This is a genomic window from Micromonospora sp. bgisy143, from assembly GCF_057708145.1.
This window is the reverse complement of the sequence record NZ_JBYIRN010000016.1, coordinates 102072-126261: the sequence shown is the minus strand read 5'-3', so window position 1 is coordinate 126261 and position 24190 is coordinate 102072. Positions and strand designations below refer to the sequence as shown.

23 protein-coding genes are annotated in these 24190 nt (G+C 71.9%); 10 read left to right on the top strand and 13 right to left on the bottom strand.

Annotated elements, in window-relative coordinates:
- Positions 1-75 precede the first annotated feature (75 nt).
- Positions 76-711 carry a MarR family winged helix-turn-helix transcriptional regulator gene (locus AC3EN4_RS19735; RefSeq protein WP_435207242.1) on the top strand — a complete coding sequence of 212 codons (636 nt, stop codon included), beginning with the start codon at positions 76-78 and terminating at the stop codon, positions 709-711.
- A gap of 19 nt (positions 712-730) precedes the next feature.
- Here AC3EN4_RS19735 and AC3EN4_RS19730 read toward each other — a convergent pair whose 3' ends face one another.
- Entirely contained in the window at positions 731-2398 is a 1668-nt protein-coding gene (locus tag AC3EN4_RS19730) for a PP2C family protein-serine/threonine phosphatase (protein ID WP_435207241.1), read from the bottom strand.
- Between the two features lie 128 nt (positions 2399-2526).
- Positions 2527-3765 (bottom strand): ROK family transcriptional regulator, encoded by a 1239-nt coding sequence (locus AC3EN4_RS19725; protein ID WP_435207240.1) that lies wholly within the window; start codon positions 3763-3765, stop codon positions 2527-2529.
- A 78-nt stretch (positions 3766-3843) separates the two neighbouring features.
- Here AC3EN4_RS19725 and xylA point away from each other — a divergent pair, with 78 nt between their 5' ends.
- From xylA to AC3EN4_RS19710, 3 genes are all read left to right on the top strand, one after another.
- Positions 3844-5031 (top strand): xylose isomerase, encoded by a 1188-nt coding sequence (gene xylA / locus AC3EN4_RS19720; RefSeq protein WP_435207239.1) that lies wholly within the window; start codon positions 3844-3846, stop codon positions 5029-5031.
- Positions 5032-5040: 9 nt separating this feature from the next.
- The gene (gene xylB / locus AC3EN4_RS19715; protein ID WP_435207238.1) at positions 5041-6459 is read left to right on the top strand and encodes a xylulokinase; all 1419 of its coding nucleotides are present in this window, start codon (positions 5041-5043) and stop codon (positions 6457-6459) included.
- A gap of 91 nt (positions 6460-6550) precedes the next feature.
- On the top strand, positions 6551-7984 hold the full coding sequence (locus tag AC3EN4_RS19710; protein ID WP_435207237.1) for an MFS transporter: 1434 nt from the start codon (positions 6551-6553) through the stop codon (positions 7982-7984).
- Positions 7985-8282: 298 nt separating this feature from the next.
- Here the strand turns inward: AC3EN4_RS19710 and AC3EN4_RS19705 are convergent, their stop codons facing one another.
- The 5 genes from AC3EN4_RS19705 to AC3EN4_RS19685 form a co-directional block, all read right to left on the bottom strand.
- Entirely contained in the window at positions 8283-9941 is a 1659-nt protein-coding gene (locus AC3EN4_RS19705) for a glycoside hydrolase family 13 protein (protein ID WP_435207263.1), read from the bottom strand.
- A gap of 33 nt (positions 9942-9974) precedes the next feature.
- The gene (locus tag AC3EN4_RS19700; RefSeq protein ID WP_422736599.1) at positions 9975-11021 is read right to left on the bottom strand and encodes a LacI family DNA-binding transcriptional regulator; all 1047 of its coding nucleotides are present in this window, start codon (positions 11019-11021) and stop codon (positions 9975-9977) included.
- Between the two features lie 67 nt (positions 11022-11088).
- Complete coding sequence (locus AC3EN4_RS19695) at positions 11089-12057, bottom strand: carbohydrate ABC transporter permease (protein ID WP_435207236.1); 969 nt, start codon at positions 12055-12057, stop codon at positions 11089-11091.
- Position 12058: 1 nt separating this feature from the next.
- Positions 12059-13105 carry a carbohydrate ABC transporter permease gene (locus AC3EN4_RS19690; protein ID WP_435207235.1) on the bottom strand — a complete coding sequence of 349 codons (1047 nt, stop codon included), beginning with the start codon at positions 13103-13105 and terminating at the stop codon, positions 12059-12061.
- A gap of 70 nt (positions 13106-13175) precedes the next feature.
- Positions 13176-14522, bottom strand: coding sequence for an ABC transporter substrate-binding protein (locus AC3EN4_RS19685; RefSeq protein WP_422736596.1), 1347 nt, complete (start codon positions 14520-14522; stop codon positions 13176-13178).
- A gap of 251 nt (positions 14523-14773) precedes the next feature.
- On the opposite strand from AC3EN4_RS19685, the gene AC3EN4_RS19680 reads away from it, so the two are divergent.
- Positions 14774-15547: a peptidoglycan DD-metalloendopeptidase family protein gene (locus AC3EN4_RS19680; protein WP_422736595.1), complete on the top strand. Its 774-nt coding sequence runs from the start codon at positions 14774-14776 to the stop codon at positions 15545-15547.
- A gap of 40 nt (positions 15548-15587) precedes the next feature.
- On the opposite strand, the gene AC3EN4_RS19675 is transcribed toward AC3EN4_RS19680, so the two are convergent.
- The 5 genes from AC3EN4_RS19675 to AC3EN4_RS19655 form a co-directional block, all read right to left on the bottom strand.
- The gene (locus AC3EN4_RS19675) at positions 15588-16082 is read right to left on the bottom strand and encodes a TspO/MBR family protein (RefSeq protein WP_435207234.1); all 495 of its coding nucleotides are present in this window, start codon (positions 16080-16082) and stop codon (positions 15588-15590) included.
- Between the two features lie 154 nt (positions 16083-16236).
- Positions 16237-16380 (bottom strand): GPGG-motif small membrane protein, encoded by a 144-nt coding sequence (locus AC3EN4_RS19670; RefSeq protein ID WP_007464364.1) that lies wholly within the window; start codon positions 16378-16380, stop codon positions 16237-16239.
- Complete coding sequence (locus AC3EN4_RS19665; protein ID WP_422736593.1) at positions 16371-17147, bottom strand: metallophosphoesterase family protein; 777 nt, start codon at positions 17145-17147, stop codon at positions 16371-16373. The genes AC3EN4_RS19670 and AC3EN4_RS19665 overlap by 10 nt, the downstream gene beginning before the upstream one ends.
- 10 nt (positions 17148-17157) lie before the next feature.
- Complete coding sequence (locus AC3EN4_RS19660; protein WP_435207233.1) at positions 17158-17433, bottom strand: BON domain-containing protein; 276 nt, start codon at positions 17431-17433, stop codon at positions 17158-17160.
- On the bottom strand, positions 17430-18077 hold the full coding sequence (locus tag AC3EN4_RS19655; RefSeq protein ID WP_422740804.1) for a nucleotidyltransferase: 648 nt from the start codon (positions 18075-18077) through the stop codon (positions 17430-17432). Before AC3EN4_RS19655 ends, AC3EN4_RS19660 begins: the two co-directional genes overlap by 4 nt.
- A 101-nt stretch (positions 18078-18178) precedes the next feature.
- Here AC3EN4_RS19655 and AC3EN4_RS19650 point away from each other — a divergent pair, with 101 nt between their 5' ends.
- Positions 18179-18910 carry a dTMP kinase gene (locus tag AC3EN4_RS19650; RefSeq protein ID WP_435207232.1) on the top strand — a complete coding sequence of 244 codons (732 nt, stop codon included), beginning with the start codon at positions 18179-18181 and terminating at the stop codon, positions 18908-18910.
- Here AC3EN4_RS19650 and AC3EN4_RS19645 read toward each other — a convergent pair.
- Positions 18895-19587, bottom strand: coding sequence for an SDR family NAD(P)-dependent oxidoreductase (locus AC3EN4_RS19645; RefSeq protein ID WP_422736590.1), 693 nt, complete (start codon positions 19585-19587; stop codon positions 18895-18897). The two genes, AC3EN4_RS19650 and AC3EN4_RS19645, sit on opposite strands and share 16 nt — an antisense overlap.
- 236 nt (positions 19588-19823) lie before the next feature.
- Here AC3EN4_RS19645 and AC3EN4_RS19640 point away from each other — a divergent pair, with 236 nt between their 5' ends.
- From AC3EN4_RS19640 to AC3EN4_RS19625, 4 genes are all read left to right on the top strand, one after another.
- Positions 19824-20843 carry an NAD-dependent epimerase/dehydratase family protein gene (locus AC3EN4_RS19640; protein WP_435207231.1) on the top strand — a complete coding sequence of 340 codons (1020 nt, stop codon included), beginning with the start codon at positions 19824-19826 and terminating at the stop codon, positions 20841-20843.
- A 74-nt stretch (positions 20844-20917) separates the two neighbouring features.
- On the top strand, positions 20918-21832 hold the full coding sequence (locus AC3EN4_RS19635) for a MurR/RpiR family transcriptional regulator (RefSeq protein ID WP_435207230.1): 915 nt from the start codon (positions 20918-20920) through the stop codon (positions 21830-21832).
- Positions 21829-22785 (top strand): N-acetylmuramic acid 6-phosphate etherase, encoded by a 957-nt coding sequence (locus AC3EN4_RS19630; RefSeq protein ID WP_435207229.1) that lies wholly within the window; start codon positions 21829-21831, stop codon positions 22783-22785. Before AC3EN4_RS19635 ends, AC3EN4_RS19630 begins: the two co-directional genes overlap by 4 nt.
- Before the next feature lie 402 nt (positions 22786-23187).
- Positions 23188-24177 carry a sigma-70 family RNA polymerase sigma factor gene (locus AC3EN4_RS19625; RefSeq protein ID WP_355052221.1) on the top strand — a complete coding sequence of 330 codons (990 nt, stop codon included), beginning with the start codon at positions 23188-23190 and terminating at the stop codon, positions 24175-24177.
- The last annotated feature ends 13 nt before the right edge of the window (positions 24178-24190 follow it).

The window sequence follows — 24190 nt, the reverse complement described above, 5'->3', positions numbered from 1 at the left end:
CGACCACCAGTGGGTTCGGAGTAGTCTCGGGCCACCATGGCCGAACACGACGGTCCACCGGACCCTGCGACGAGTATGGCTGCCGCACTGGACGCGGCGGCGGGTGCCCTGTTGGGCGTCTGGGATTCCGCCCGCGAGGCGACCGCCAGCCGGGTCTCCGGCGCCCAGCTACGGGCAGTCATGGTGGTCGAGCAGTACGACGGCATCAACCTACGCCGGCTCGCCGCCCGGCTGGACATGTTGCTGAGTTCCGCCAGCCGGCTGTGCGACAGATTGGTCGCGGCCGGCATGCTCGAACGCGAGCCCGGGCGCTTCGACCGGCGGGAAATCTCCCTGCACCTCACCCCGGAGGCGCGTCGGCTCCTCGCCGAGCTGCGCAACGACCGTCAGGAGCGGCTGGCCGCCGTGTTGGCGGCGATGAGCCCGGCCGGGCGGGCCGCGCTGGTGAGCGGGGTGCGGGAGTTCGACGAGGTCGCCCGCCGGCAGCGGGCGCGGAGTGCTCCGGACGACGAGGACTCCCCGCGTGGGCGTGAGGACTGGCGGCCGGACGGGTGGCCGCAGGACCCGGACCGACCGGACGGGTCCGGGCGTTCGTCATCGGAACAACCGAACCGGCCGGTGTGGCAGAGCGGGCCGGCGGCACCGGAACGGACGGTGGGCCCACCCCGCGACTGGCCCGCCGGAGAGCCACCGGTGGCGCGGACCGCCTGACCGGTCCGACTCGCAGCGTTCAGGTCGGTGCCGCGCACACCGCCAGCATGGCGATGTCGTCGTGCGCCTGCCCGCCCACCCACTCGTCGACCACCTGGAGCAGCCGGTCGACCAGGGCCGCCGGGGGCAGGCCGGTCGCCGCGGCGAGTGCGCCACGAAGCCGGTGCTCGCCGAACTTTTCCCCCTGGCCCGGGCCACCGTTCGCCTCGGTCACCCCGTCGGTGTACGCGAGGAGCAGGTCACCCGGATCGAGGTGCACCCGCACCTCGGTGAACCGGGCGTCGGTCAGCGCGCCGACCGGCATCCCCCCGACCGGGACGTTCGTGACGGCGCCGGCGGCGGTGACCAGCAGCGGCGCGGGGTGCCCGCCGCCCGCGATCCGGAGATCCAGACCCGTCGGCCCGTGCTCCAGCCAGCCGAGCAGCAGGGTGGTGAGCTGGCTGCGCCGGGCCGCGTCGGGCGCGTCGAACAGGGTGCGGTTGAGCAGGTGGATCAGCTCCAGGGGGCGCTGTTCGACGAGTCGCAGCGTCTGCAGCGACTGGCGGACCCGCCCGGTCAGCACCGCCGCGCCGACGCCCTTGCCGGACACGTCGCCCAGCGCGAACAGCGCGCCGCGCGGGTGCGGGAACACCTCGTAGAAGTCCCCACCGATGCGCAGCGTGTCGCCCGCCGACCGGTAGCCGCCGGCCAGGCGCACGCCGGGCACCGTCGGCAGCTCCGGCGGCAGCAGGCTGGTCTGCAACACCCGGGCCAGGTGGGCCTGCTCGCCGTACAGCTCGGCGGCGGCCAGCGCCGCGCCGGCCCGCGCGGCGAACTCGCGGGCCAGTTCGCGGTCGCGGGGGTCGAAGTCGGCTCGCCCGGCACGGCGGACGAGCAGCAGGGCGCCGGCCGGGCCGCCGGGGCCGTGCATCGGGCTGACCAGCGCCGCGCCGGGCCGGCCGAAGCTGGGCGGAAGCAGGGCGGCCAGTTCGGCGACGTCGGCGTCCGGCCAGCGGGTCGGCTCGCCGAGATCGCCCTCGAACGCCGCGCCGAGATCGGGCACGAGGTCGGTCAACGCGTCGTCGGCCACCCCGGTCACCGGGGCCGGTTCGTCGTCGGCGTACCGCGTGAAGCGGGGGCGCGGCTCGGCCGGCGCGGGTGGGCGGAGCAGCGCCACGGCGGCGTCGGCCAGGTACGGCACGGCGAGGGTCACGGTCGTACGGAGGGTCTGGTCCCGGTGCAGTGAGAGCCCGAGCCGGCTGCCGGCCTGGGCGAGGAAGGCGGTGCGGGAGCGTTCGGCCAGCAGGGCGTCGGTGCGACTGTGCTCCTCGGTGACGTCGCGGATGTACCAGGCGTACCGGTCGCCGGTGAGCCGACGCCGGGCACCGCGCAGCTGACGGCCGTGGTGCTCGGCCTCGAACGCGTCGGTGCCGTCGCGGACGGCCCGGGCCAGCGCCGCCATCGCGCACCGGGACAGCTCGACGCCCGCGACGATCTCCGGGAGCAACTCGACCGCCCGGGCGTTGACCAGGGTCACCCGGCCGGCGGCGTCGGTCGTCAGCACCGCCTCGGCGAGACCGTCGAGCAGCTCGCGGGCCAGCGGTGGGTCGGCGGGCAGTCCGCTGCCGCCGTGGCGGGTCGGGCGGCGCGACGTCTGCCCGTCACCGCCGACCGGACCGGCGATGCCGCCCCGTCGGGTCGTGGTCACCGCCCGACGCCGGCCCGTGTCCGACGACCTGTACGCATGCTTCTCCCGGGCTCCTCGCCTGCCGATCGTTGCTCGACGGCAAGCGTACCGAGCCGTACCGACGCCCGCCCAGACCGCGTTGCCCGGGGTCAGCCGGCGCGGTTCAGCCAGCCGGCGGGGCGGGCGACGATCCGCCGTACCACCGAGCCGGCCGCGCCCACGGCGGCGGCCTCCGGCCCGAGGGTCGACGGGCGGACCGTGACCGGTGACCAGGCGGCGGTGAGCACCCGGGCCTTGATCTCGGCGAGCACCGGCGGGCAGAGCCAGGGGGCCAGCGGGGCGTACCCGCCGCCGAGTACCACGGTGTCCAGGTCCAGCAGGTTCACCACACCGGCGACCGCCACCCCGAGGGCCGTGCCGGCGTCGTTCAGGGCGCGCAGCGCGGCCGGGTCGCCGGCCTCGGCCAACTCGGCCAGGCGGGCGGTCGCGGTGTCGGCGGGAAGCTCCGCCCGTACCAGTCCGGCGCCGGCCACGATCGCCTCCTGGCCGGCGTACTGCTCCAGGCAGCCGCGCCCACCACAGCGGCAGGGTCGCCCCTGCGGGTGGACCGGCAGGTGCCCGATCTCACCGCTCCAGCCGCGTACGCCCCGGAACAGCGCGCCGTCCAGGACGATCCCCGCGCCGATGCCGACCTCGCCGGAGATGTGCAGGAAGCTGGCCGGGCCGGGCGGCCGGGAGTGCAACTCGCCGAGCGCGGCGAGGTTCGCCTCGTTGTCCACCACCAGGGCCGGTACGTCCGGTACCCGATCGGTGAGGGGTGGGTGCGCGCTCAGCAGCTCGGGGACCGGTACGTCCTGCCAGCCGAGGTTCGGCGCGAGCCGGACCTGTCCGGAGTCGTCCACCAGACCGGGCACGGCGAGCGCGGCTCCGGCGAGGGTGAGGCCCTGCCGGGCCGCGTCGGCGCGGGCCTGCCCGGCCAGGTCTACCAGGCGGGCCAGGGCGTCGGCGGGCGCGACCGGTCGCAGGTCGGCACGGTGCACGGTGCGGTGCCGGACCTGGCCGGCGAGGTCGACGACGCATACCGTCAGATAGTCGACGTTGACTTCGAGCCCGAGCCCGGCCGGGCCCTGGTCGGCGAGCACCAGTCCCCGGGCCGGACGGCCGGCGCCGGCCCGGGGCGCCGGCTCGGCCTCGCTGACCAGATGGCCCGCGAGCAGGTCTTCGACGACCGCGGAGACGGTGGCCCGGGTCAGGCCGGTGGCAGTGGCCAGGTCGGCCCGGGACGGGGGACGGTCGGCGGCGGCGATCCGGCCGAGGACCAGGGCGAGGTTCAGTTCGCGCAGGCTGCCCTGACGGGCCGCGCCGGCCGGGGCGTGGGTGGGGCTCACCCCTTGACAGTGCCATAGGGCGGGCAAATAATTCAATCGCTGAACAAATACCTGACACCACCATCCCGGAGGTCACTCATGGCACCCCGTCCCACCCCCGCCGACAAATTCTCCTTCGGGCTCTGGACCGTGGGCTGGCAGGCCCGCGACCCGTTCGGCGACGCGACCCGCCCCGAGCTCGACGCCGTCGAGGCGGTGCACCGGCTCGCCGAGCTGGGCGCGTACGGCATCACCTTCCACGACGACGACCTGATCCCGTTCGGCGCGGACGCCGCCACCCGGGACCAGCACATCGCGCGGTTCCGCAAGGCCCTCGACGAGACCGGCCTGGTGGTGCCCATGGTCACCACCAACCTCTTCACCCACCCGATCTTCAAGGACGGCGGCTTCACCAGCAACGACCGCGACGTCCGCCGCTTCGCGCTGCGCAAGGTGCTGCGCCAGGTCGACCTGGCCGCCGAGCTGGGCGCGAGCACCTTCGTCATGTGGGGTGGCCGCGAGGGTTCCGAGTACGACCTCGCCAAGGACGTCCAGGCCGCCCTGGACCGGTACCGCGAGGCCGTCAACCTGCTCACCCAGTACTCCATCGACAAGGGCTACAACCTGCGGTTCGCGCTGGAGCCCAAGCCCAACGAGCCGCGCGGCGACATCCTGCTGCCCACCATCGGGCACGCGCTCGGCTTCATCTCCCAGTTGGAGCACCCGGAGCTGGTCGGCCTCAACCCGGAGGTCGGGCACGAGCAGATGGCCGGGCTCAACTACGCCCACGGCATCGCCCAGGCGCTCTGGCAGGGCAAGCTGTTCCACCTGGACCTCAACGGCCAGCGCGGCATCAAGTACGACCAGGACCTGGTGTTCGGTCACGGTGACCTGATGAACGCGTTCGCCCTGGTGGACCTCCTGGAGAACGGCGGCCCGAACGGCGGGCCGACCTACGACGGCCCCCGGCACTTCGACTACAAGCCGTCGCGTACCGAGGACATGGACGGGGTGTGGGCGTCGGCGGCGGCCAACATGAGCACGTACCTGCTGCTCAAGGAGCGCGCCGCGGCGTTCCGCGCCGACCCGGAGGTCGTCGAGGCGCTGGCCGCCAGCAAGGTCGGCGAGCTGAGCACGCCGACGCTCAACGACGGCGAGGGCTACGAGGAGTTCCTGGCCGACCGTTCCGCGTTCGAGGACGTCGACGTGGACGCGGTGGCCGCCCGGGGCTTCGCCTTCGTCCGGCTCAACCAGCTCGCCGTCGAGCACCTGCTCGGCGCCCGCTGAGGCCCCGCCATGCCGCTGGTCGCGGGCGTTGACTCGTCCACCCAGTCCTGCAAGGTGGTCGTCCGGGACGCGGAGACCGGTGCCCTGCTCCGGCAGGGCCGGGCGCCGCACCCGGACGGCACCGAGGTCGACCCGGAAGCCTGGTGGCAGGCGCTGCGTAGCGCCGTGGACGAGGCCGGTGGGTTGGCCGACGTCGCGGCGGTCTCGGTCGCCGGCCAGCAGCACGGCATGGTCTGCCTCGACGAGGCCGGCCGGGTGGTCCGGCCGGCCCTGCTGTGGAACGACACCCGCTCCGCCGACGCCGCCGCCGACCTCGTCGAGGAGGCCGGCGGCGGCGCGGCCGGGCGTCGCTTCTGGGCCGACGCCACCGGCAGCGTGCCGGTGGCGAGCTTCACCATCACCAAGCTGCGCTGGCTGGCCCGGCACGAGCCGGAGCAGGCCGCCCGGGTGGCCGCCGTGTGCCTGCCGCACGACTGGCTGACCTGGCGGCTGGCCGGCGCGCCCGGCCTGTCGGCGTTGCGCACCGACCGGGGGGATGCCAGCGGCACCGGCTACTGGTCCCCGGCCACCGGCAGCTACCGTCCGGACCTGCTGGAACGGGCGTTCGGTCGGCAGCTCGTGGTGCCCGAGGTGCTGGGTCCGGCCGAGTCGGCCGGTCGGCTGACGGGGGAGTGGGGTGACGCCCTGCTGGGGGCGGGCACGGGCGACAACGCCGCCGCCGCGTTCGGCGTCGGCGCCGGGCCGGGCGACGTGGTCGTCTCGATCGGCACCTCCGGCACCGTGTTCAGCGTGGCCGACGTTCCGGCCGCCGACGACAGCGGCGCGGTGGCCGGCTTCGCCGACGCGTCCGGTCGCTTCCTGCCGCTGGTCTGCACGCTCAACGCCGCCCGGGTGCTGGACGCCGCCGCCACGATGCTCGGTGTCAGCCTGGACGAGCTCGCCGAGCTGGCCCTGTCCGCTCCCGCCGGCGCGGACGGGCTGGTCATGGTGCCCTACCTGGAGGGGGAGCGCACGCCCAACCGTCCGCTGGCCACCGGTGCGGTACACGGCCTGACTCTGCGTACCTCGACCCCCGCGCACCTGGCCCGGGCCGCCGTGGAGGGCATGCTCTGCGCCCTCGCCGACGGTCTGGACGCGCTGACCGCGCAGGGGGCCACCGTCCGCCGGGTCATCCTGGTCGGCGGTGGGGCACGGTCGGCCGCGGTCCGCCGGATCGCACCGCAGGTCTTCGGCTGCCCGGTCGTCGTCCCACCCGCCGGGGAGTACGTCGCCGACGGGGCCGCCCGTCAGGCCGCCTGGGTCGCCCTGGGCGGTCCGACGCCACCGCAGTGGGACGTCAAGGGAACCGAGGAGTACGCGGCGGAGCCCGTCCCCGCCGTCCGTGACCAGTACGCCGCTGCCCGCGGCCTGGTGCTCGACCGGCGCTGAGCGTCGGATCGACCGGGTGGGCGTCGGTCAACGGTGACCGGCGCCCACCCGCCTGCCGACCTGCTCGGCCGGGTCTGATTGGCTGCGGGTCATGACGGTGACCAGTGGCGGGCGGGAGCAACGCTCGCGCGGCCGGGGCGGTGGCCCGGCGCACCGGCTGTACAGCGTGGTGGTGTTCGTGGTGCTCGCCTCGCTCGACAACGTGGCGATCGGGCTGGTGCCACCGCTGTACGGGCCGATCGCCCGGACGTTCGACACCTCGACCGGGCTGCTGGGCCTGGTAACCGCCGTCAGTTTCCTGGTCAGCGCGGTGGCCGCGGTCGGCTGGGCATACGTCGGGGACCACGGCAACCGCAAACCGCTGCTCATGGTGGGCACCCTGATCTGGGCGGCGGGCACCGGCGGCAGTGCGCTCGCCGGCGGATACGTGACCTTCCTGCTCGCGCAACTGGTCGCGGCGGTCGGTCTCGGCGCGGTCGGCTCGGTGGGCTTCTCGGTGGTCACCGACCTGATCACACCGGCCCGACGCGGGCTGGTGATGAGCTTCTGGGGGCTCTCGCAGGGCGTCGGTACGCTCGCCGGCACGCTTGTCGGTGGGCTGCTCGGGGCGGCCGACTGGCGACGGCCCTTCCTGCTGCTGACCGGGGTGGGTCTGGCCGCCACCCTGGCGTACCTGTTCACGTACGACATCCGACGCGGCCAGAGCGAGCCGGAACTGGCCGGCGCGCTGGACGCCGGGGCCGAGTACGACTACCGGATCAGCCGAGCCGACCTGCCCCGCATCCTGGACCGGCGGACCAACCGGTGGTTGATCCTGCAGGGGCTGACCGCGCAGGCCGCCTTCGGCTCACTGGTGTGGCTGCCGAGGCTCTTCGCCGAACGGGCCGAGGCCCAGGGCTACTCCGAGTCGACCGCCGTCGTGGTCGGCAGCGTCTTCGCCACCCTGTTCCAGCTCGGCGGGGTGCTCTCCATCGTGGGCGGCCTCGTCGGCGACGCGGCGCAGCGGCGTACCCACCGGGGCCGGGCGATGGTCGCGGCGGTCGGCATCCTCGCCGCGCTCCCGTTCTACCTGGTGTTGTTCTTCGTCCCGGTGACCATCGACGTGCCGGACGGCGGGAGCGGCGGCGCGGTCGTCGGCGCGGTGCTGTCCAGCGTGTTCACCGAGCCGTCGGTGGGGTTGAGCCTGCTCACCGCCGTGGTGGCGCTCGCGTTGACGTCGGCCAACTCGCCGAACTGGTTCGCGTTGATCGCCGACGTGAACCCGCCGGAGCACCGGGGGACCGTCTACAGCCTCGGCAACCTGGTCAACGGCGTCGGCCGGGCGGCCGGCAACGGACTGGTCGGGGTCGCCTTCCAGGCGCTACGGACGGCCTTCCCGCCACCGCTGAACTTCGCCGTCGGACTGGCCGCGTTCCAACTCTTCTTCATCCCCACCGGCGTCATGTACTGGCTCGCCTCACGCAGCTCACCGACCGACATCGACAACGTGCACGACCTGCTGCACACCCGAGCCGACCGCCTCTGAAGTCGCCGCCGTGCGCCCGCGCCGGCCTGCCGGGCTGTGTCGGCCGGAGGGCCTGGACCTGCTCCGCACCACCCGATCGTCGGGCCATCCCGGGTCCGGGTGGTACCCGCGTCACCTTTGCTCTGCTTCAACCCACGCGACAGTCGGCGGCCGTTTGTGTTGCGTGGGTTGAAGCAGAGCAAAGGGCGTGATGCACACACCCGGTCCCCGCGACCGCCCCACCGAACCGGCGCGCTGGAAGCGGTGGGTCGGTGGGGCGATGGGGGCGATGGGGCGGTGCAGCGGTCGATCGAGAAGGTCAGCCGCGCAGCCAGACCGTCCCGTCGGTCGGGATCGCGCCCTGGTCGGTCAGGGGGGCGCTGGTGGCCAGCACCTCGGCACCGGGCGGCACCGGTACCGGGGCGTCCCCGAAGTTGGTCAGCACGGTCAGGTCGCCGTTGCGGAACACCAGGGTGTCGTCACCGGAGGACACCCACTCGAGGGTGCCCCGGCCGAGGCCGTGTTCGCGGCGCAGCCGCAACGCCGTGCGGTACAGCTCGTACGTCGAGCCGGGCACGTCGCGCTGCCGGTCCAACGCGTACTCCGCCCAGGACGGCGGCTGCGGCAGCCAACTGGCGTCGGTCGGTCCGAAGCCGTACGACGGGGCGTCCGCCTCCCACGGGATCGGCACCCGGCAGCCGTCCCGCCCCCGCTGGGTGTGCCCGCTGCGCGCCCAGGTCGGGTCCTGCCGGGCCTCGTCCGGCATGGTGGTGTGCTCGGGCAGGCCCAGTTCCTCGCCCTGGTAGAGGTACGCGGAGCCGGGCAGGGCGAGCATCAGCAGGGTGGCCGCCCGGGCCCGGCGCAGGCCGAGTGCGGCGTCCGGCTGCGGGTCGCCGATACCGATGCCGTTGGGTCGGCCGCCGCCGATCGCCAGGCCGAGCCGGGAGGCGTGCCGCACCACGTCGTGGTTGGACAGCACCCAGGTCGTCGGCGCGCCCACCGAGTCGGTCGCCTCCAGGGACCGGGTGATCACCGCGTACTGCGCCGGCGCGGTCCACGAGGCGAGCAGGTACTCGAAGTTGAACGCCTGGTGCATCTCGTCCGGGCGGACGTAGCGGGCCAGTCGCTCGGCCGGCTCCACCCAGGCCTCGGCGACCAGTACCCGTTCGCCGGGGTAGCCGTCCAGGACCTGCCGCCACTGCCGGTAGATCTCGTGCACGCCCTCCTGGTCCCACATCGGCGGCCGCGGCTTGTCGATCTCGTTGCCGGAGAGGATCTCCTGCGGCTCCTGCCAGTCGGGCAGGTTCGCCTGCTTGATGAGGCCGTGCGCCACGTCGACCCGGAAGCCATCCACCCCGCGGTCGAGCCAGAACCGCAGCACATCCAGGAACTCGGCGTGCACCTCCGGGTTGTCCCAGTTGAGGTCCGGCTGGCCGGTGTCGAACAGGTGCAGGTACCACTGGCCCGGCTGGCCGTCCGGGTCGACCGTGCGGGTCCACGCCGGCCCGCCGAAGACGCTCTGCCAGTCGTTCGGCGGCTGCTCACCGGCCGGGCCCAGGCCGTCCCGGAAGATGTACCGGGACCGCTCGGCGCTGCCCGGTGCGGCGGCCAGGGCCTCCTGGAACCAGCGGTGCGCCGAGGAGGTGTGGTTGGGGACCAGGTCGACGATCACCCGCAGGCCGCGGGAGCGGGCCTCGGCGATCAGCTTGTCCGCGTCGGCGAGGCTGCCGAACAGCGGGTCGACGTCCCGGTAGTCGGCCACGTCGTAGCCCGCGTCGGCCTGCGGCGACGGATAGAACGGGGACAGCCACACCGCGTCCACCCCCAGCTCGACCAGGTGGTCGAGGCGGGCGGTGATGCCCGGCAGGTCACCGATCCCGTCGCCGTTGGAGTCGGCGAAGGAGCGCGGGTAGATCTGGTAGATGGCGGCCTCGGTCCACCAGCCGGTGGCGGTCTGCTGCGTCGGGTCGGTGTTCAGGGTCGTCTCCCGTGTCGTGCCGTGGTTGATGGTTCAGTGTGCCCGGGGCGGTGCGGTGGACTCCCGGACGACCAGCCGAGTGGGCAGGATCACCGGTGAGTCGCCGTCGGCGGTCCGTTGACCGACGATCGGGCCCAGGGTGCGGCCCCCGAGCGGATCGAGCAGTATCCGGGCGGCCAGCCGGCCCTGCTCCGCGGCCGGCTGGGCGACGGTGCTGAGGCCCAGCACGCCGGCGAGGTCGTGGTCGTCGATACCGACCACGCTGACGTCCTGCGGTACGCGCAGACCGGCATCGCGCAGCGCGGTCATGGCGCCCATCGCCATCTCGTCGCACGCCGCGACGATCGCCGTCGGTGGCTCACCGCGGGCCAGTAGTTCGGCGGCGGCCCGGTTGCCGCCGTCGATGGTGAACGACGACTCCACGTCCAGACTCGGATCGGGTCGCAGGCCGGCGGCCCGCAGTTCGGCCTGGAAGCCCCGGCGTCGGTCCAGGTGGGTCGTGTAGGCCAGTTCGTCGTCCGGGTCGCCGGAGATGTGCGCGATCCGCCGGTGACCGAGGTCGAGCAGGTGCCGGGTGGCCATGCGCGCGGCGGCCACGTCGTCGATGCGTACGCAGGGCCAGTGGGGCACCCGACTCCCCGAGCTGATGGTCACCCCGGGCAGGTCCAGGGCGGCCAGTGCGGTCAGGTCGGCCGGGCGCAGCGGCGTGGCGACCAGCATGATGGCGTCCACCCGCTTGTGCAGGTTGGCGGTGCGCAGCACCCGCTGGCGGATCTGCTCCCGACCACCGAGGTTGTAGAGCAGCAGGTCGTAGCCGGAGTGGTGCAGGTGCTCCTCGACGGCCTCGACGACGGTGCTGAAGAACCAGCGGGTGATCCGGGGTACGACCACCGCGACCGTGCCGGTGCGGCCACCGGCGAGCCGGGACGCGCTCGGCGAGACCGCGTAGTCGAGCTGTTCGGCGGCGGCCAGCACGCGGCGTCGGGTGGCGGCCGAGACCGTCGGCAGCCCGCGCAGGGCGCGCGAGACGGTGGCCGTGGAGACTCCGGCCAGCCGGGCGACATCATCAATCTTCGTCACGGTTCCCCCGCTCGGTACCCGTCGCCCGCCGCCGCCCTCAGGGGCCGGACGGCGGCGGGCAAGCGGGTCAGCCCTTGACGCTGCCGGCGAGCAGACCTCGCACGAAGAAGCGCTGCAGGGACAGGAATACGACGAGCGGTACAACGATCGAGACGAACGCGCCAGCGGTGAGCCGTTGCCACTCGTTGCCCCGGGTGCCGGCCATCTCGGCCAGCCGGACCGTGAGCGGCGCGGTCTCGTTGCCGCCACCGGCGAAGATCAGCGCGACCAGCAGGTCGTTCCAGACCCAGAGGAACTGGAAGATGCCGAACGCGGCCAGCGCCGGGGTGATCAGCGGCAGCACGATGGTGCGGAAGATCTTCGGGTGCGTCGCCCCGTCGACCCGGGCCGCCTCCATCAGGTCTCCGGGGAGCTGCGAGATGAAGTTGTGCAGCAGGAAGACCGCGAACGGAAGGGCGAAACAGGTGTGCGCGAACCACACCTGGGCGAACTTCTGCTCGTCGACCAGATCCCAGGCCGGCATCAGCGTGACGCCGCCGAGGGTGACGCCGGTGGAGAAGAACTTCAGCAGCGGCACCAGGGCCATCTGCAGCGGGACGATCTGCAACGCGAAGATCGCGATGTAGAGCCAGTCCCGCCCACGGAAGTTGATCCACGCGAGTGCGTACGCGGCCAGGGACGCGAAGGCCAGTGGGAAGAGCACCGACGGAATGGTGATCGCCAGCGAGTTGATGAAGTAGCTGGCGAGCTGCCCCGACGACGCGGACCGCCCGAAGAGGACCTGTTCGTAGTTCTCGAAGGTGAACTGCGGGTTGGTGAACGCCGTCCACCAGCCGGTCGTCTTGATCTCGTCCTCCGGTCGGAGGGAGGAGACGAGCAGGCCGAAGGTCGGGATCGTCCAGACCACCGCGATGACGATCGACACGAGCGTCGCGGTACGGCTGTTCAACCGCTTGCGGACCCGGCCCGCGGTGGTGGACGCGGTGCCGGCGGTCTGCTGGGCGCCGGTGGCGACGGTGGGCGTTGCGGTCGTCATCTCAGCCCTCCCGCTGACGACGGAGGTTGCGGATCTGGTAGATCACAACCGGGATGACCAGGATGAAGAGGAAGACCGCGAGCGCGGAACCCTGCCCGTTCTGGCCGTACCGGAAGGCCTGGTTGTACATCTCGCTGGCGATCACGCTCGTGTCGTAGTTGCCGTTGGTCGAGGTCCGGACGATGTCGAAGACCTTGAGCGTGGCGATCGTGAGCGTCACCACCACGACGATCAGGGCCGGTCGGATGCTCGGCATGGTGATCTGCCAGAACATCTGCCACGGGCTGACGCCGTCGAGCCGGGCGGCTTCGACGATGTCGCCGGGGATGGCCTTGATCGCCGCGGAGAGCACCACCATGGCGAAGCCGGCCTGGATCCAGACCATGATGACGATCAGCAGCAGCGTGTTCAGGGGTGATTCGAGCAGCCACTGCTTCGGCTCACCGCCGAGGCTGACGACGATCTGGTTGAGCAGGCCGATCTGGTCGCCGTCGCCGCGGTACGCGTAGACGAACTTCCAGATGATGCTCGCGCCGACGAACGAGATGGCCATCGGCAGGAAGATCAGGGACTTGGCGATCGCCTCGAAGCGGGCCTTGTCCACGAGTACGGCGTAGATGAGGCCGAAGGCGGTCGCCACCAGCGGGACCAGGAGCACCCAGACCAGGGTGTTGATCAGGACCCGGACCATGGAGCTGTCGGAGAACATCCAGCCGTAGTTGCGCAGCCCCACCCATTCGGTGCTGCTCCCGTTCATCAGGGAGAGCAGCATGGTGCGGATGGCCGGTACGACAAGACCGATGGTGAGCAGCAGCAGTGTCGGCAGCAGGAAGAACAGCGCGAAGAGCCCCTCCCGCTGCTTGGGCCGCCGGGTCAGTGGCGTGCCGCTGACCGAGGCGGCGACGAGCTGGGCTTCCCGCCGTCGGGCGAACCAGGCTGGCACGACGTCGAGCAGCAGGAGCAGACCACCCACCACCAGTACGAAGGCGACCAGCCCGTACATCAGCATGAGGAGCTTCGGCTGCTCGTCGGCGAAGTCGAACTCCATCAACCCTCCCTCTCGGGTCCGGATCGGCCGGTGGCCCGGTCCGCGTACGCGAACCGGGCCACCGCCGTGATCACTTCGGCCAGCTGCTCTCGATGCCCTGGAGCACCGGGGCGGTCTGCTTGCCGTTCAGCCAGTCGACCATGCCCTTCCAGAACGTTCCCGCGCCGACGGCGGCCGGCATCAGGTCGGATCCGTCGAAGCGGAAGGTGCCCGTCTTGTCCTGGAGGATCTGGACGGACAGCTTGTCGATCGGGCTGGCCACGTTGGCGATGTCCAGCTTGTTGTTCGCCGTGACCCAGTTGCCGAGCTTCGCGCGGCTGTTCACGTACTCGGCGGAGGCGAGGTAGGTCTGCACCGCCTGCACCTCGGGACGGTCGGCGTACGCGACGACGAACTCGCCGGCGCCGAGGACCGGCTTGCCCTTGGCCGGGTCGATGGCCGGGAAGTAGAACGCGAACGCGTCACCGTCCGCGGCCACCTTGGTGCCCTCGGGGAACTGGTTGGCGTAGAACGACGCCTGCCGGTGCATCGCGCACTTGCCGGTGGTCACCGGCAGACCCGCCTCCTGGAAGGCGGTGGTGGTGATGCTCTTGACGCCGCCGAAGCCGCCGTTGACGTACTTCTCGTTCTTCAGGATGCTGCCGGCGCGGTCGACCGCGTCGACGATCCTCGGGTCGTTGAACGGGATGGCGTGGGTGGTCCACTGGTCGTAGACCTCGGGGCCCTGCGTCCGCAGGATCACGTCCTCGATCCAGTCGGTGGCCGGCCAGCCGGTGGCGTCACCGGACTCGACGCCCACGCACCACGGCTTCATGCCGCTCGCCGCGATCTTGTCGCTGAGCGCGATGAGCTGGTCCCAGGTGGTCGGAACCTCCCAGCCCTTCTCCTTGAAGGTCTTGGGGGAGTACCAGACGAAGGACTTGACGTTGGCGCCGAGCGGCACGCCGTAGAGCGTCCCGTTGACGGTGCCGTACTTCAGCCAGTCGGCCGGCATGTTCTGCTCGGCCATGGCCTTGGTGTCGGCGCCGAGAGACTTCAGCTTGCCGGCGTCCGCGAACCGCTTCACGAGGCCCGGCTGGGGCACGAAGGCGATGTCAGGGGCGTTGCCGCCGTCGACCCGGACGGGGAGCTGCGCCTCGAACTCGCCGCTGCCCTCGTAGGCGATCTCGATGCCGGTGCAGTCGGTGAACTGCGACCAGGAACGCTCGAGCAGGTCGGCCTCGGCGTCACGGATGGACGCGTAGATGGAGACCTTCTTGCCGTCGTTGCCCTGGTACTTCTCGTACGCGGCACACTCCGCAGAGCCCGCTTTGTCGCTCTTCTTGTCATTGCCGGTACCGCAAGCGGTGGCGGTGACCGCCAGCCCGAGTACACCGGCGATCACGAAGGCCTGGCGTGGTCTGGTGAAGACCGCCATGCCGTCCTCCTTCCTAGCCGGCGTGGTCTCCGCTGGTGACCCGCGCCGGTCCGATTGGGCGTGCCACACATGTAAGCGCTTGCATCGGGTCTGGTCCACCCCCTGTCAGACACGAGCGAGTAACAATCCCGAAACCTCGTGTCCTCCGGTTGGGCGCGCTTCCAGCCGCAGCTCCGGGCTCTTCCGGAGATTGGCGAAATCTGTCAGGCTAGAGCCACCTCATCGAAGGTTTTGAACATAGGAGGAGCTGGATGCGTAAGCGGTGGATCAGCCTGTTGGTGACGGGCCTGCTCGTCGGAGGGGCCGTGGCGCCGGCGAGCCCGGCGTTGGCGGCGCCGACCTTCAAGGTGCCGTTCCCGTGCGGTCAGTCCTGGTCGGGGCAGACCCGGTCGGACCACAGCCCGGCGTACGCCGTCGACTTCAACCGCACCGACGACCAGGGCGACCCGGTGGTGGCGAGCGCGCCCGGCACGGTCGACCGGGTCACCGACCTCGGCGGCACCAGTTACGGCAAGTACGTCCGGATCGACCACGGTGGCGGTTACACGACCTACTACGCCCACCTGAGCGGCTTCAACGTCTCGGTCGGGCAGACCGTCGGGTACGGCAAGGTCATCGGCTGGGTCGGCAGCACCGGCGGATCCACCGGCCCGCACCTGCACTACGAGCAGCGCCTCAACGGCAACGACATCCAGGTCCGGTTCAACGGCACCCTGGCCCTCTACTGGGGCACCAAGACCTACACCAGCGGCAACGGTTGCTCGTCGGGCAGCGGCAACGGCACGGTCGACACCAGCGGCACGCCGCTGACCGTCCGCTCCGGCCCCGGCACGGGGTACGCCTCGGTGGGCACCGTCGCCGACGGCACCCGGGTGACCATCTCCTGCCAGACCAGCGGCACCACCGTCACCGGGACCTACGGCACCAGCTCGATCTGGGACCGGATCGGCAGTGGCCGCTACATCGCCGACGCGTACGTCTACACCGGCTACGACGGTTACATCCCGAACGTGCCCCGCTGCTGACCTCTGGCGGTCTCCGGCGGGGAGACCCGCCGGGGACCGGTCAGGCGTTGAGCCGCCAGATCGACAGGTTCAGCGCGGCGGCGAAGGTGACCCATGCCCAGTACGGCAGCAGCAGCGCCGCCGCGACCCGGGACACCCGCGCGAAGAGCACCACGGTGAGGCCGATCGCCAGCCACATCACCACGATCTCGGCGAACGCCAGACCGTACTGGCCCGCGCCGAAGAACAGCGGCGTCCAGATGGCGTTGAGCACGAGTTGGGCGGTCCACGCCCAGAGGGCGGGGGAGAAGCCGACCCGCCGCCAGACCAGCCAGCCGGCGACCGCGATCAGCGCGTAGAGGACCGTCCAGACCGGGCCGAAGAGCCAGGACGGCGGCGCCCAGTCCGGCTGGCGCAGGCTCGCGTACTCGTCGGTGGTGCCCTGCACGCCGAGCCCGCCGATCGCGGCCGCGACGAAGACCGCCGCCGCGAAGGCGGCGAGCGCCCAGCGCGACCGCCGGCCGGAGGTGGGCCGTGCCTCGCGAGACATCTCCATGGTCGAGATATTTCCGCGTAGGGGCCCGATCAAACCCCACGAAAAAGCGCCGGGGCCGCTGCGGCCGGTGCTTCTGTCGGGAGGACGAAGCTCCGGTCGCGGCGACCCCGACGGGTCCCGGTGTTCGTGACGAATGGGTTATGAGGTGCGAGCGTCAATTGAAGATGCTGACACCACCCGGGCCGACGAGCAGCCCGACGACGATGAGGACGATGCCCCACAGGATCTGCCGACGGAACAGCGCGAGGATGCCGGCGACCACGAGTACGACTGCGAGAATCCAGAGAATCAGCTCCATGACCTCTGAGTACCCGACGCTCCGAGCGGGGAAACCTGGTCCGTGTCGAGTTGATCCCCGACATGAAAGACGCTGTAGGCCTGCTTGATCACCGGGTGCGCCACGTTGCGGACGCGTACCCCTCCCGGGGTCATGCCGCGCTCGGTGCCGGCGTGCGCGTGCCCGTGCAGGGCCAGCGCGGTCGGCGCCGAGTCGATCGCCTGCCCCAACTGGTACGAGCCCAGGAACGGATAGATCTCCAGCGGCTCACCGACCAGCGTGTCGGGGACCGGCGCGTAGTGGGTGAGCGCGACCAGCATGTCGCAGTCCAGCGAGCGCAGGGCCGCGCCCAGGCGGTCCGCGCTCTCGTTGGTGGTCCGAACGAACGCCTTCATCTCCGGCTCGCCGAAGTCGCTCGCGCACCGGCCGGCGAACCCGCCGCCGAAGCCCTTGACCCCGGCGACGCCGAGCCGGCCGCCCGCACAGTCCAGGACGACGCCGTCACCCTCCAGCACGGTGATGCCCGCGTCCTGGAGCACCTTCACGACCTGTGGCACCTGATCACACTGGTGGTCGTGGTTCCCCAGCACGGTGACCACCGGTACGGCCAGCCCACCGAACTCCTGCGCCACGCAGCGCGCCTCGGCCTCGGTGCCGTGCCGGGTCAGGTCGCCGGCCAGCAGCAGCACGTCGGCGCACTCCGGCAGCTCCTCCAGCGCCGGGCGGAACCGGCCGACCACGTCCTCGTCCAGATGCACGTCGCCCACGGCGGCGATCCGGATCACCATGGAACCTCCCTCAGGGCAGTTGCTCGATCTCCGTGGGCGCCTGGACGCGGATCACCCCGATGTCGCTGGTGATCGGCACGTCCGGGAAACGCTCCGACACGAGACGCAGGATCTCCTCCCGCCGGTGCGGGCTCTCCACCTCGCCGTGCAGCACGAGGATGTCATCGCGTCGGACGACGGTGATGCCCTGTTCGGCGACGGCCGGATCCTCGGTGAGCGACCGTTGGATCTCCGCTTCGACGTACTCGTCGGGTGGCGCCGCGCCACCGGCCTGATCGTTCGTCACGGGGTCTCCCCTCCTGCCGGGGTGCCGGGCTCCGGCACCACCTCCAGCCGGTCCAGCAGCACCAGGAACGCCTCGGCGTACGGCGAGTGCTGCGTCTCCTTGCGTACCCGTTCCCAGTCGATCTGCTCCCGCAGCGACCGGGCCAGCGGCAGACCGCGGGCGAAGTCGCAGTAGTGCTGGGAGAAGCTGAGCAGCTTGTGCACCATGAGCTGGGTGGCGGACAGGACCGGCATGTGGATCGCGTCCACCGGCCGTACGACGGTGTCGGCGAACGTCTCCTCGGTCACCGGCGTCTCGATGGGCCGGTGGATCAGGTCGACCATCCGCTCCTCGTCGAAGACCTTGACGAGCCAGTCCTCCGGTGGCCGTTCGGCGCGGAAGCCGGCGGCCACCAGCGCCTCCAGCGACCGCTCCACGTCGGCCTCGCGGATGAGGAAGTCGACGTCGTGGTCGCTGGAGTGGCCGCCGTGTGCGTAGACGGCGAAGCTGCCGCCCAAAGCGAACGGGATCTCGGACTGCTTGAGCACGGCGGCGACCTTCTTCAGGGTGTGCACCAGACTCTCGTCCCCGCGCTCAGCCATCTGGATCTCCCGTCGGTCGTGTTGGTGGACAGGCGGTTGGATTCGAACCCCCGTACCCGGCATTCCGGTCGCCCACACCTGCTCTGGTCGCGGTCGGGTGCCAACAGGAACAAACGGGTACGAATGTCGCGGTAGGCGAGCGTGGGTCGGATAACCTGTCGAGGGTGGCCAGACCATCGGGTACGCGACGCCGCAGGGCCCGGCTGCGCACCGTCGCTCTGATCGGCATCGACGGCTCGGGCAAGACCACGCAGGCGCACCGGCTGGCCGACGCGCTCACCGCCGCCGGCAGTCCCGCCATCTACCGCCGCAACGCCAGCGGCCGCCGCTGGCTCGGCCGGCTCGCCCACCGGCTCGGCCTGCCGGACGCGCAACGACTCGTCGGGCGCGACGGCGTCCTCGCGGTGGAGTCCGTGCTGCGCTGGCTGGCCATCGCCGCGGCCCTGCTCAGTTGCCTGCTCACCGGGCGGACGGCCGTCATGGACCGCTACTCGGCCTGTCAGTACGCCAGCATCCGCGCCCACGGCGGGCACCGCTGGGAACGACTGGCCCGGGCCGGCTACCGGCTGTTTCCGACGCCGCAGGTGACCTTCCTGCTCGCCGTCGACCCGGCGGAGGCGTACCGGCGCATCGAGGAGCGCGGCACCGACCACGAGTCGATGGGCTGGCTGACCGCGGCGGACACCGCCTACCGGACCCTGCCCGAGTACCCGAGCTTCGTGCTCGTCGACGCCGGGCGTCCGGCCGAGGAGGTCACCGAGCAGATCCAGGCCCACCTGGCGTCCTGGCTGCCGTCGGACAGCCGACCCGACCCGGCCCAGCCGTCGACGGGGAAGCCGGCGTCGGAGCGGGCCGGGCCCGGCGACGTGCCGCTGCTGGTTCAGGCGCGTCCGTAGACCGGGACGGTTGCCCCACTGGTCGGTGCCGAGTCCGGCGAGGCGAGAAAGCGGATCACCGGCGCGATCTCGTCCGGGCCGACCCAGCGGGAGTGGTCGGCCTCGGGCTGCGCGGCCCGGTTCGCCGGGGTGTCGATGACGCTGGGCAGCACGGTGTTGCAGCGGACGCCGCGGGCGCGGTACTCCACCGCGACGGCGTTGGCGAAGGCCAGCACCGCCGCCTTGGCCGTGACGTAACCGGCCGCCCCGGCGAACGGGCTGACCGCCGCCCGGGCGGAGACGCACACAACCGCGCCGCCGCCGGCCGCCACCAGATGCGGCAGCGCGGCCTGCGTCACCAGGTACGTGGGGCGCAGGTTGAGGGTCAACATCCGCTCGAACTCCTCGACCGGCGTCTCGTGCACCAGGCCGCCGCTCGCGTACCCGCCGACCAGGTTCACCACCGCCCGCAGCGGCGCGGCCTGGTCGGCCGTTGCGGCCTCGACCACCCGCGCCACGTCCGCCGGCTCGGTCAGGTCCGCGCCGACCCGGACCAGCCCGTCCGCCGCCGGCTCCGACCCGGCAGGGCCACCCCGTCGCGGTACGACCACCCGCCAGCCCGCCTCGACGAACGAGGCGACCACCGCGCCGCCCAACCCGCCGCCCCCACCGGTGACCACCACACTCCGTCCCACCATGTCCCAAACGCTAACCCCACACCCCACCCACACCCGGCCCTGCCCCGCCCCTACGGGCCCCCTCGCCTCGTCGATCATGAAGTTATTGCCCTCCGGACCGGCGTGTCGCGGCAATAACTTCATGATCGACGCGTCCGGGGGCGGGGCGAGGCTGGGCTGGGCGGGGTGGGGGCGGGGCTGTCTGCCGTTGGCAGAGGGGTTGGGTTTTTCGGGGTGGGGCGGCGCAGGATCGGGGGATGGCGCGGATTTTGGTTCTTGGGGGTACCCGGTTTCTTGGTCGGGCGGTGGCTCGGCTCGCCGTCGCGCGGGGGCACGAGGTGACCTGTGCGGCCCGGGGCGTGTCCGGCGCCGTACCCGAGGGCGCGCGGTTGGTGCCGGTGGACCGCGACGACCCGGCGGCGCTGGCACCGCTGGCCCGCCGGGGTTTCGACGCGGTGGTGGACGTGACCCGCCAGGTCAGCCACGCCCGGCACGCGCTCGCCGCGCTGGCCGACCACGTCGGTCACTGGTCGTTCGTCTCGACGATCTCGGTGTACGCGGACAACGCGACCCCGGGTCAGCGCGCGGCGGACGCCCCGGTGCTGCCGCCCGCCCCGGCGGAGGTGGACGCGCCCGTCGGCCCGGAGCACCGCTGGTACGGCGAGTGCAAGGTCAGCATCGAGGGACTGGTCCGGGAGCGGATGGGCGAGGACCGGTCGTTCATCTGCCGGGCGGGGCTGCTCGTCGGCGCGGAGGATCCGAGCGACCGCTTCCCGTACTGGGTGCGGCGGCTGGCGCGGGGCGGCGAGGTCCTCGCGCCGGGACAGCCGACCGACCGGGTGCAGTTCGTGGACGTCGCGGACCTGGCTGCCTGGCTGCTGCACGCCGCCGACACCCGGCTCGTGGGCACGTACGACGGCACCGGTCCGGCGATGTCCCGGGCCGACCTGCTCGCGGGCGTGGCGGCCGCACTGGACGGCCCGGACGCGCACCTGACGTGGGTCGACCAGGACTTCCTGCTGGCCCACGACGTACGCGAGTGGTCGGGGGAGCGCGCGCTGCCCCTCTGGGTACGGCTGCCGGAGTGGGCCGGCCTGATGGACCGGGACGCCGACCCGGCGCTGGAGGCCGGGCTGACGGTCCGTCCGCTGGGTGACACCGTTCGGGCGACGGCCTCCTGGATGAGCGCCCACCCGGGCGACGTACGGCAGGGTGGACTCGACCCGGCGGATGAGGCGGCGATCCTGGGTACGTGGCAGGCTGTGCGAAAGGCGTGATCCGGATCGTCGACACTTTCCCACCACATGCGGTGATGGTTGACGCTCACGCTTCGTGAAAGTAAGTTTCACCCGTGGCGAAGAGTCCGAAGATTTCTGCGAATCACGAGCCCGGTGGACTGATCGTCCACATCAGCGGCTTGCTGCCGTCGTTGTCGCCCGCCGAGCAGCGGGTCGCCCGACTGGTCGTGTCCGACCCGGCGGCCGCCGCCCGGCGGACCATCACCGACCTCGCCACCGCAGCGGAGACATCGGAAGCGACCGTCATCCGGTTCTGCCGGTCGGTCGGCATGGACGGCTACCCGCAGCTGCGCATCCGGCTCGCCGCCGAGGCTGCCCGCCGTGTCGAGCCGCCGGACGCCCGGGTCGTCGGCGGTGACATCCCGCCCGGTGCCGACCTTGCCCAGATCATCGCCACCATCGCGTTCAACGACGCGCGAGCCGTCGAGGAGACCGCCGAACAGCTCGACCCGGCCGTCTGCGAGCAGGTCGTCGAGGCGATCGCCGGCGCCGGCAGGATCGACATCTACGGGGCCGGGGCCAGTGGCTTCGTCGCCTCGGACTTCCAGCAGAAGCTGCACCGCATCGGCCGGATCGCCTTCTACTTCCCGGACGTGCACACCGCGCTGACCTCGGCCGCCCTGCTCGGTCGTGGCGACGTGGCGATCGGCATCTCGCACACCGGCACCACCTCGGACGTGATCGAGGTGCTGGAGCAGGCCCGGACGCGCGGCGCGAGCACCGTGGCGCTGACCAACTTCCCGCGCTCGCCGATCACCGAGGTCGCCGACTTCGTGCTGACCACCGCGGCCCGCGAGACGACCTACCGTTCGGGTGCCACGGCCAGCCGGTTGGCGCAGCTCACCGTCGTGGACTGCCTCTTCGTCGGGGTGGCCGCCCGCAACCGGTCCCGCGCCCGCAAGGCTCTGGAGGCGACCGCCGAGGCGGTCCAGTCGCACCGGGTGGGCGGAAGCCGGAGGCGGGCATGACGCCCGGCTCGGTGGAGCCGGACAAGGACATGGCAGCACCGCGCACCCGACCGGCGGTCCGGGTGGGCGCCCCCACCGAACGGCGTAACCCGCTCAGCACCGACCTCGACCTGATGTCGACCCGGGACGTCCTCACGGTGATCAACGAGGCCGACCGGCGGGTGCCGGCGGCGGTCGCGGCGGTGCTCGACGAGATCGCCGCCACGGTCGACCTGGCCGTCGCGGCGCTGCGCGGCGGCAACCGGGTGCACTACTTCGGTGCCGGCACCTCCGGGCGGCTGGGCGTGCTCGACGCGGCCGAGCTGGCACCGACCTTCAACTCGCCCCGGGACTGGTTCTGCGCGCACCTCGCCGGCGGCCCGGACGCCATGGTGCGCGCCGTCGAGGACGCCGAGGACGACGACCGGGGCGGTGCGCTCGAAGCGGCCGGTTGTGTGCGTGCGGGTGACCTCGTGGTCGGTCTGGCGGCCAGCGGACGCACCCCGTACGTCCTCGGGGCGCTCGCCGCGTCCCGCGCCACGGGTGCCTCGACGGTGCTGCTCTGCGCCAATCCGGAGGCGGAGGCCGCCCGGTCGGTCGACGTGTTCATCGGGGTGGACACCGGACCGGAGGTGGTCACCGGGTCGACCCGGATGAAGGCGGGCACGGCGCAGAAGTTGGTGCTGAACGCGTTCTCGACCGCCGTCATGGTGCGCCTGGGGCGGGTCTACTCGAACCTCATGATCGACATGGTTGCCACCAACGCCAAACTCCGGGGCCGAATGATCTCGATCCTGGTCGAGGCGACCGGGTGTTCCGAGGAGGTCTCCCGGCGGGCCCTCGGCGAGGCCGACGGCGACCTGAAAACGGCGCTCGTCACCCTCGTCTCCGGTGCCGGGGTGGCCGCCGCGCGGGCCGCCCTCGCCCGCTCCGCGGACCAGGTGCGCGGCGCCCTCGCCCTGCTCGCCTCCTGAGCCCGCCCCGCTGCGGGAAGCGAACGGGCCTCCGGATTGTTCAACCGGCCGGAGGGTAATAACACCCTCGTGGATGAACCGACCGGTCCACCGCTGCGTATCTGGCAGTGACCAGGATCGCAGCGCGGTGGTGACCCGGGTCGCTGTGCCAGCGCGGCGGGCGGTGTTGCCTATGGTGCGGGCGATCGGTGATTCGTCGATCCACCAGCCCGTTCGAGGTGCCCAGTGGCGCGCCACCCGACGGGTGCTGACAGCAAACATGGACCGTGCTCTCAGCAACTACTCAGGCATTCGTGACACTTTCGACTCACGAAATGGAATCCCCGACACGTCTCATCTGTTGTGTAGGTGTCAGCACCGGTGGGCACAGCAGAAGTTACCAGGGGCTGACCGACGTGGGGAATGGCAAGGAACCGGGCAACCGGCGCGAGCGAGGGGACCGTGGGCAACGTGGACAAGAACATCGGCATGCGTACCGACGAGGTCGCCGAGGAGCGTGACCTGGTCGGCGTCTACCTGCACGAGATCTCCCGGACGCCACTGCTGGACGCCGCCAAGGAGGTCGATCTCTCCAAGGCGATCGAGGCGGGCCTCTACGCCGAGCACCTGCTCGGCGAGGATGCCGTTCCCGACGGTGTCGACCGGGCCGACCTGGATCGGCTGGTCGCCGAGGGTGAGCGCGCGAAGGACCTCTTCATCCGCGCCAACCTGCGACTGGTCGTGTCGATCGCGCGTCGCTACGTGCGCTCGGGGATGCCCATGCTGGACCTGATCCAGGAGGGCAACACCGGCCTCGTCCGGGCGGTCGAGAAGTTCGACTACGAGCGCGGCTACAAGTTCTCCACCTACGCCACCTGGTGGATCCGCCAGGCCATCAGCCGGGCGATCGCCCAGCAGGAGCGCACCGTCCGACTGCCGGTGCACCTGGTGGAGGACGTCAACCGGATGCGCAACGTCACCCGGCAGCTCACCCGTGAGCTGGGCAGCGACCCGGAGCCGGAGCAGATCGCGGCGTCGCTCGGCGTCACCGTCGAGCGGGTCAACGAGCTGCGCCGCTGGTCGCAGGACACGGTCTCGCTGGACACCCCGGTCGGCGACGACGGCGACACCAACCTCGGTGACCTGGTCGCCGACAGCGACGCGCCGTCTCCGGAGGACATCGTCCTCAGCGGTCTGGAGCGGCAGCGCATCGAAGGGCTGCTCAACCACCTCGACGACCGTTCGGCCGGCATCATGCGGGCCCGCTACGGGCTGGAGGACGGCCGCGAACACTCGCTGACCGAGGTCGCGTCCCGCTTCTCGCTGTCCCGCGAGCGGATCCGGCAGCTCGAGATCCAGGCCCTCGGCCGGCTCCGCGAGCTGGCCCGGGCGGAAGGGCTGCAGGCAGCCTGACCTGGTAGTAATG

Coding starts and splice junctions, on each gene's coding strand:
- AC3EN4_RS19675 (WP_435207234.1), bottom strand. CDS start 16,082: ATGGAGATGTCTCGCGAGGCACGGCCCACCTCCGGCCGGCGGTCGCGC.
- AC3EN4_RS19680 (WP_422736595.1), top strand. CDS start 14,774: ATGCGTAAGCGGTGGATCAGCCTGTTGGTGACGGGCCTGCTCGTCGGA.
- AC3EN4_RS19685 (WP_422736596.1), bottom strand. CDS start 14,522: ATGGCGGTCTTCACCAGACCACGCCAGGCCTTCGTGATCGCCGGTGTA.
- AC3EN4_RS19710 (WP_435207237.1), top strand. CDS start 6,551: ATGACGGTGACCAGTGGCGGGCGGGAGCAACGCTCGCGCGGCCGGGGC.
- AC3EN4_RS19645 (WP_422736590.1), bottom strand. CDS start 19,587: ATGGTGGGACGGAGTGTGGTGGTCACCGGTGGGGGCGGCGGGTTGGGC.
- AC3EN4_RS19695 (WP_435207236.1), bottom strand. CDS start 12,057: ATGACGACCGCAACGCCCACCGTCGCCACCGGCGCCCAGCAGACCGCC.
- xylA (WP_435207239.1), top strand. CDS start 3,844: ATGGCACCCCGTCCCACCCCCGCCGACAAATTCTCCTTCGGGCTCTGG.
- AC3EN4_RS19625 (WP_355052221.1), top strand. CDS start 23,188: ATGGCAAGGAACCGGGCAACCGGCGCGAGCGAGGGGACCGTGGGCAAC.
- xylB (WP_435207238.1), top strand. CDS start 5,041: ATGCCGCTGGTCGCGGGCGTTGACTCGTCCACCCAGTCCTGCAAGGTG.
- AC3EN4_RS19690 (WP_435207235.1), bottom strand. CDS start 13,105: ATGGAGTTCGACTTCGCCGACGAGCAGCCGAAGCTCCTCATGCTGATG.
- AC3EN4_RS19655 (WP_422740804.1), bottom strand. CDS start 18,077: ATGCCGGGTACGGGGGTTCGAATCCAACCGCCTGTCCACCAACACGAC.
- AC3EN4_RS19640 (WP_435207231.1), top strand. CDS start 19,824: ATGGCGCGGATTTTGGTTCTTGGGGGTACCCGGTTTCTTGGTCGGGCG.
- AC3EN4_RS19735 (WP_435207242.1), top strand. CDS start 76: ATGGCTGCCGCACTGGACGCGGCGGCGGGTGCCCTGTTGGGCGTCTGG.
- AC3EN4_RS19665 (WP_422736593.1), bottom strand. CDS start 17,147: ATGGTGATCCGGATCGCCGCCGTGGGCGACGTGCATCTGGACGAGGAC.
- AC3EN4_RS19670 (WP_007464364.1), bottom strand. CDS start 16,380: ATGGAGCTGATTCTCTGGATTCTCGCAGTCGTACTCGTGGTCGCCGGC.
- AC3EN4_RS19630 (WP_435207229.1), top strand. CDS start 21,829: ATGACGCCCGGCTCGGTGGAGCCGGACAAGGACATGGCAGCACCGCGC.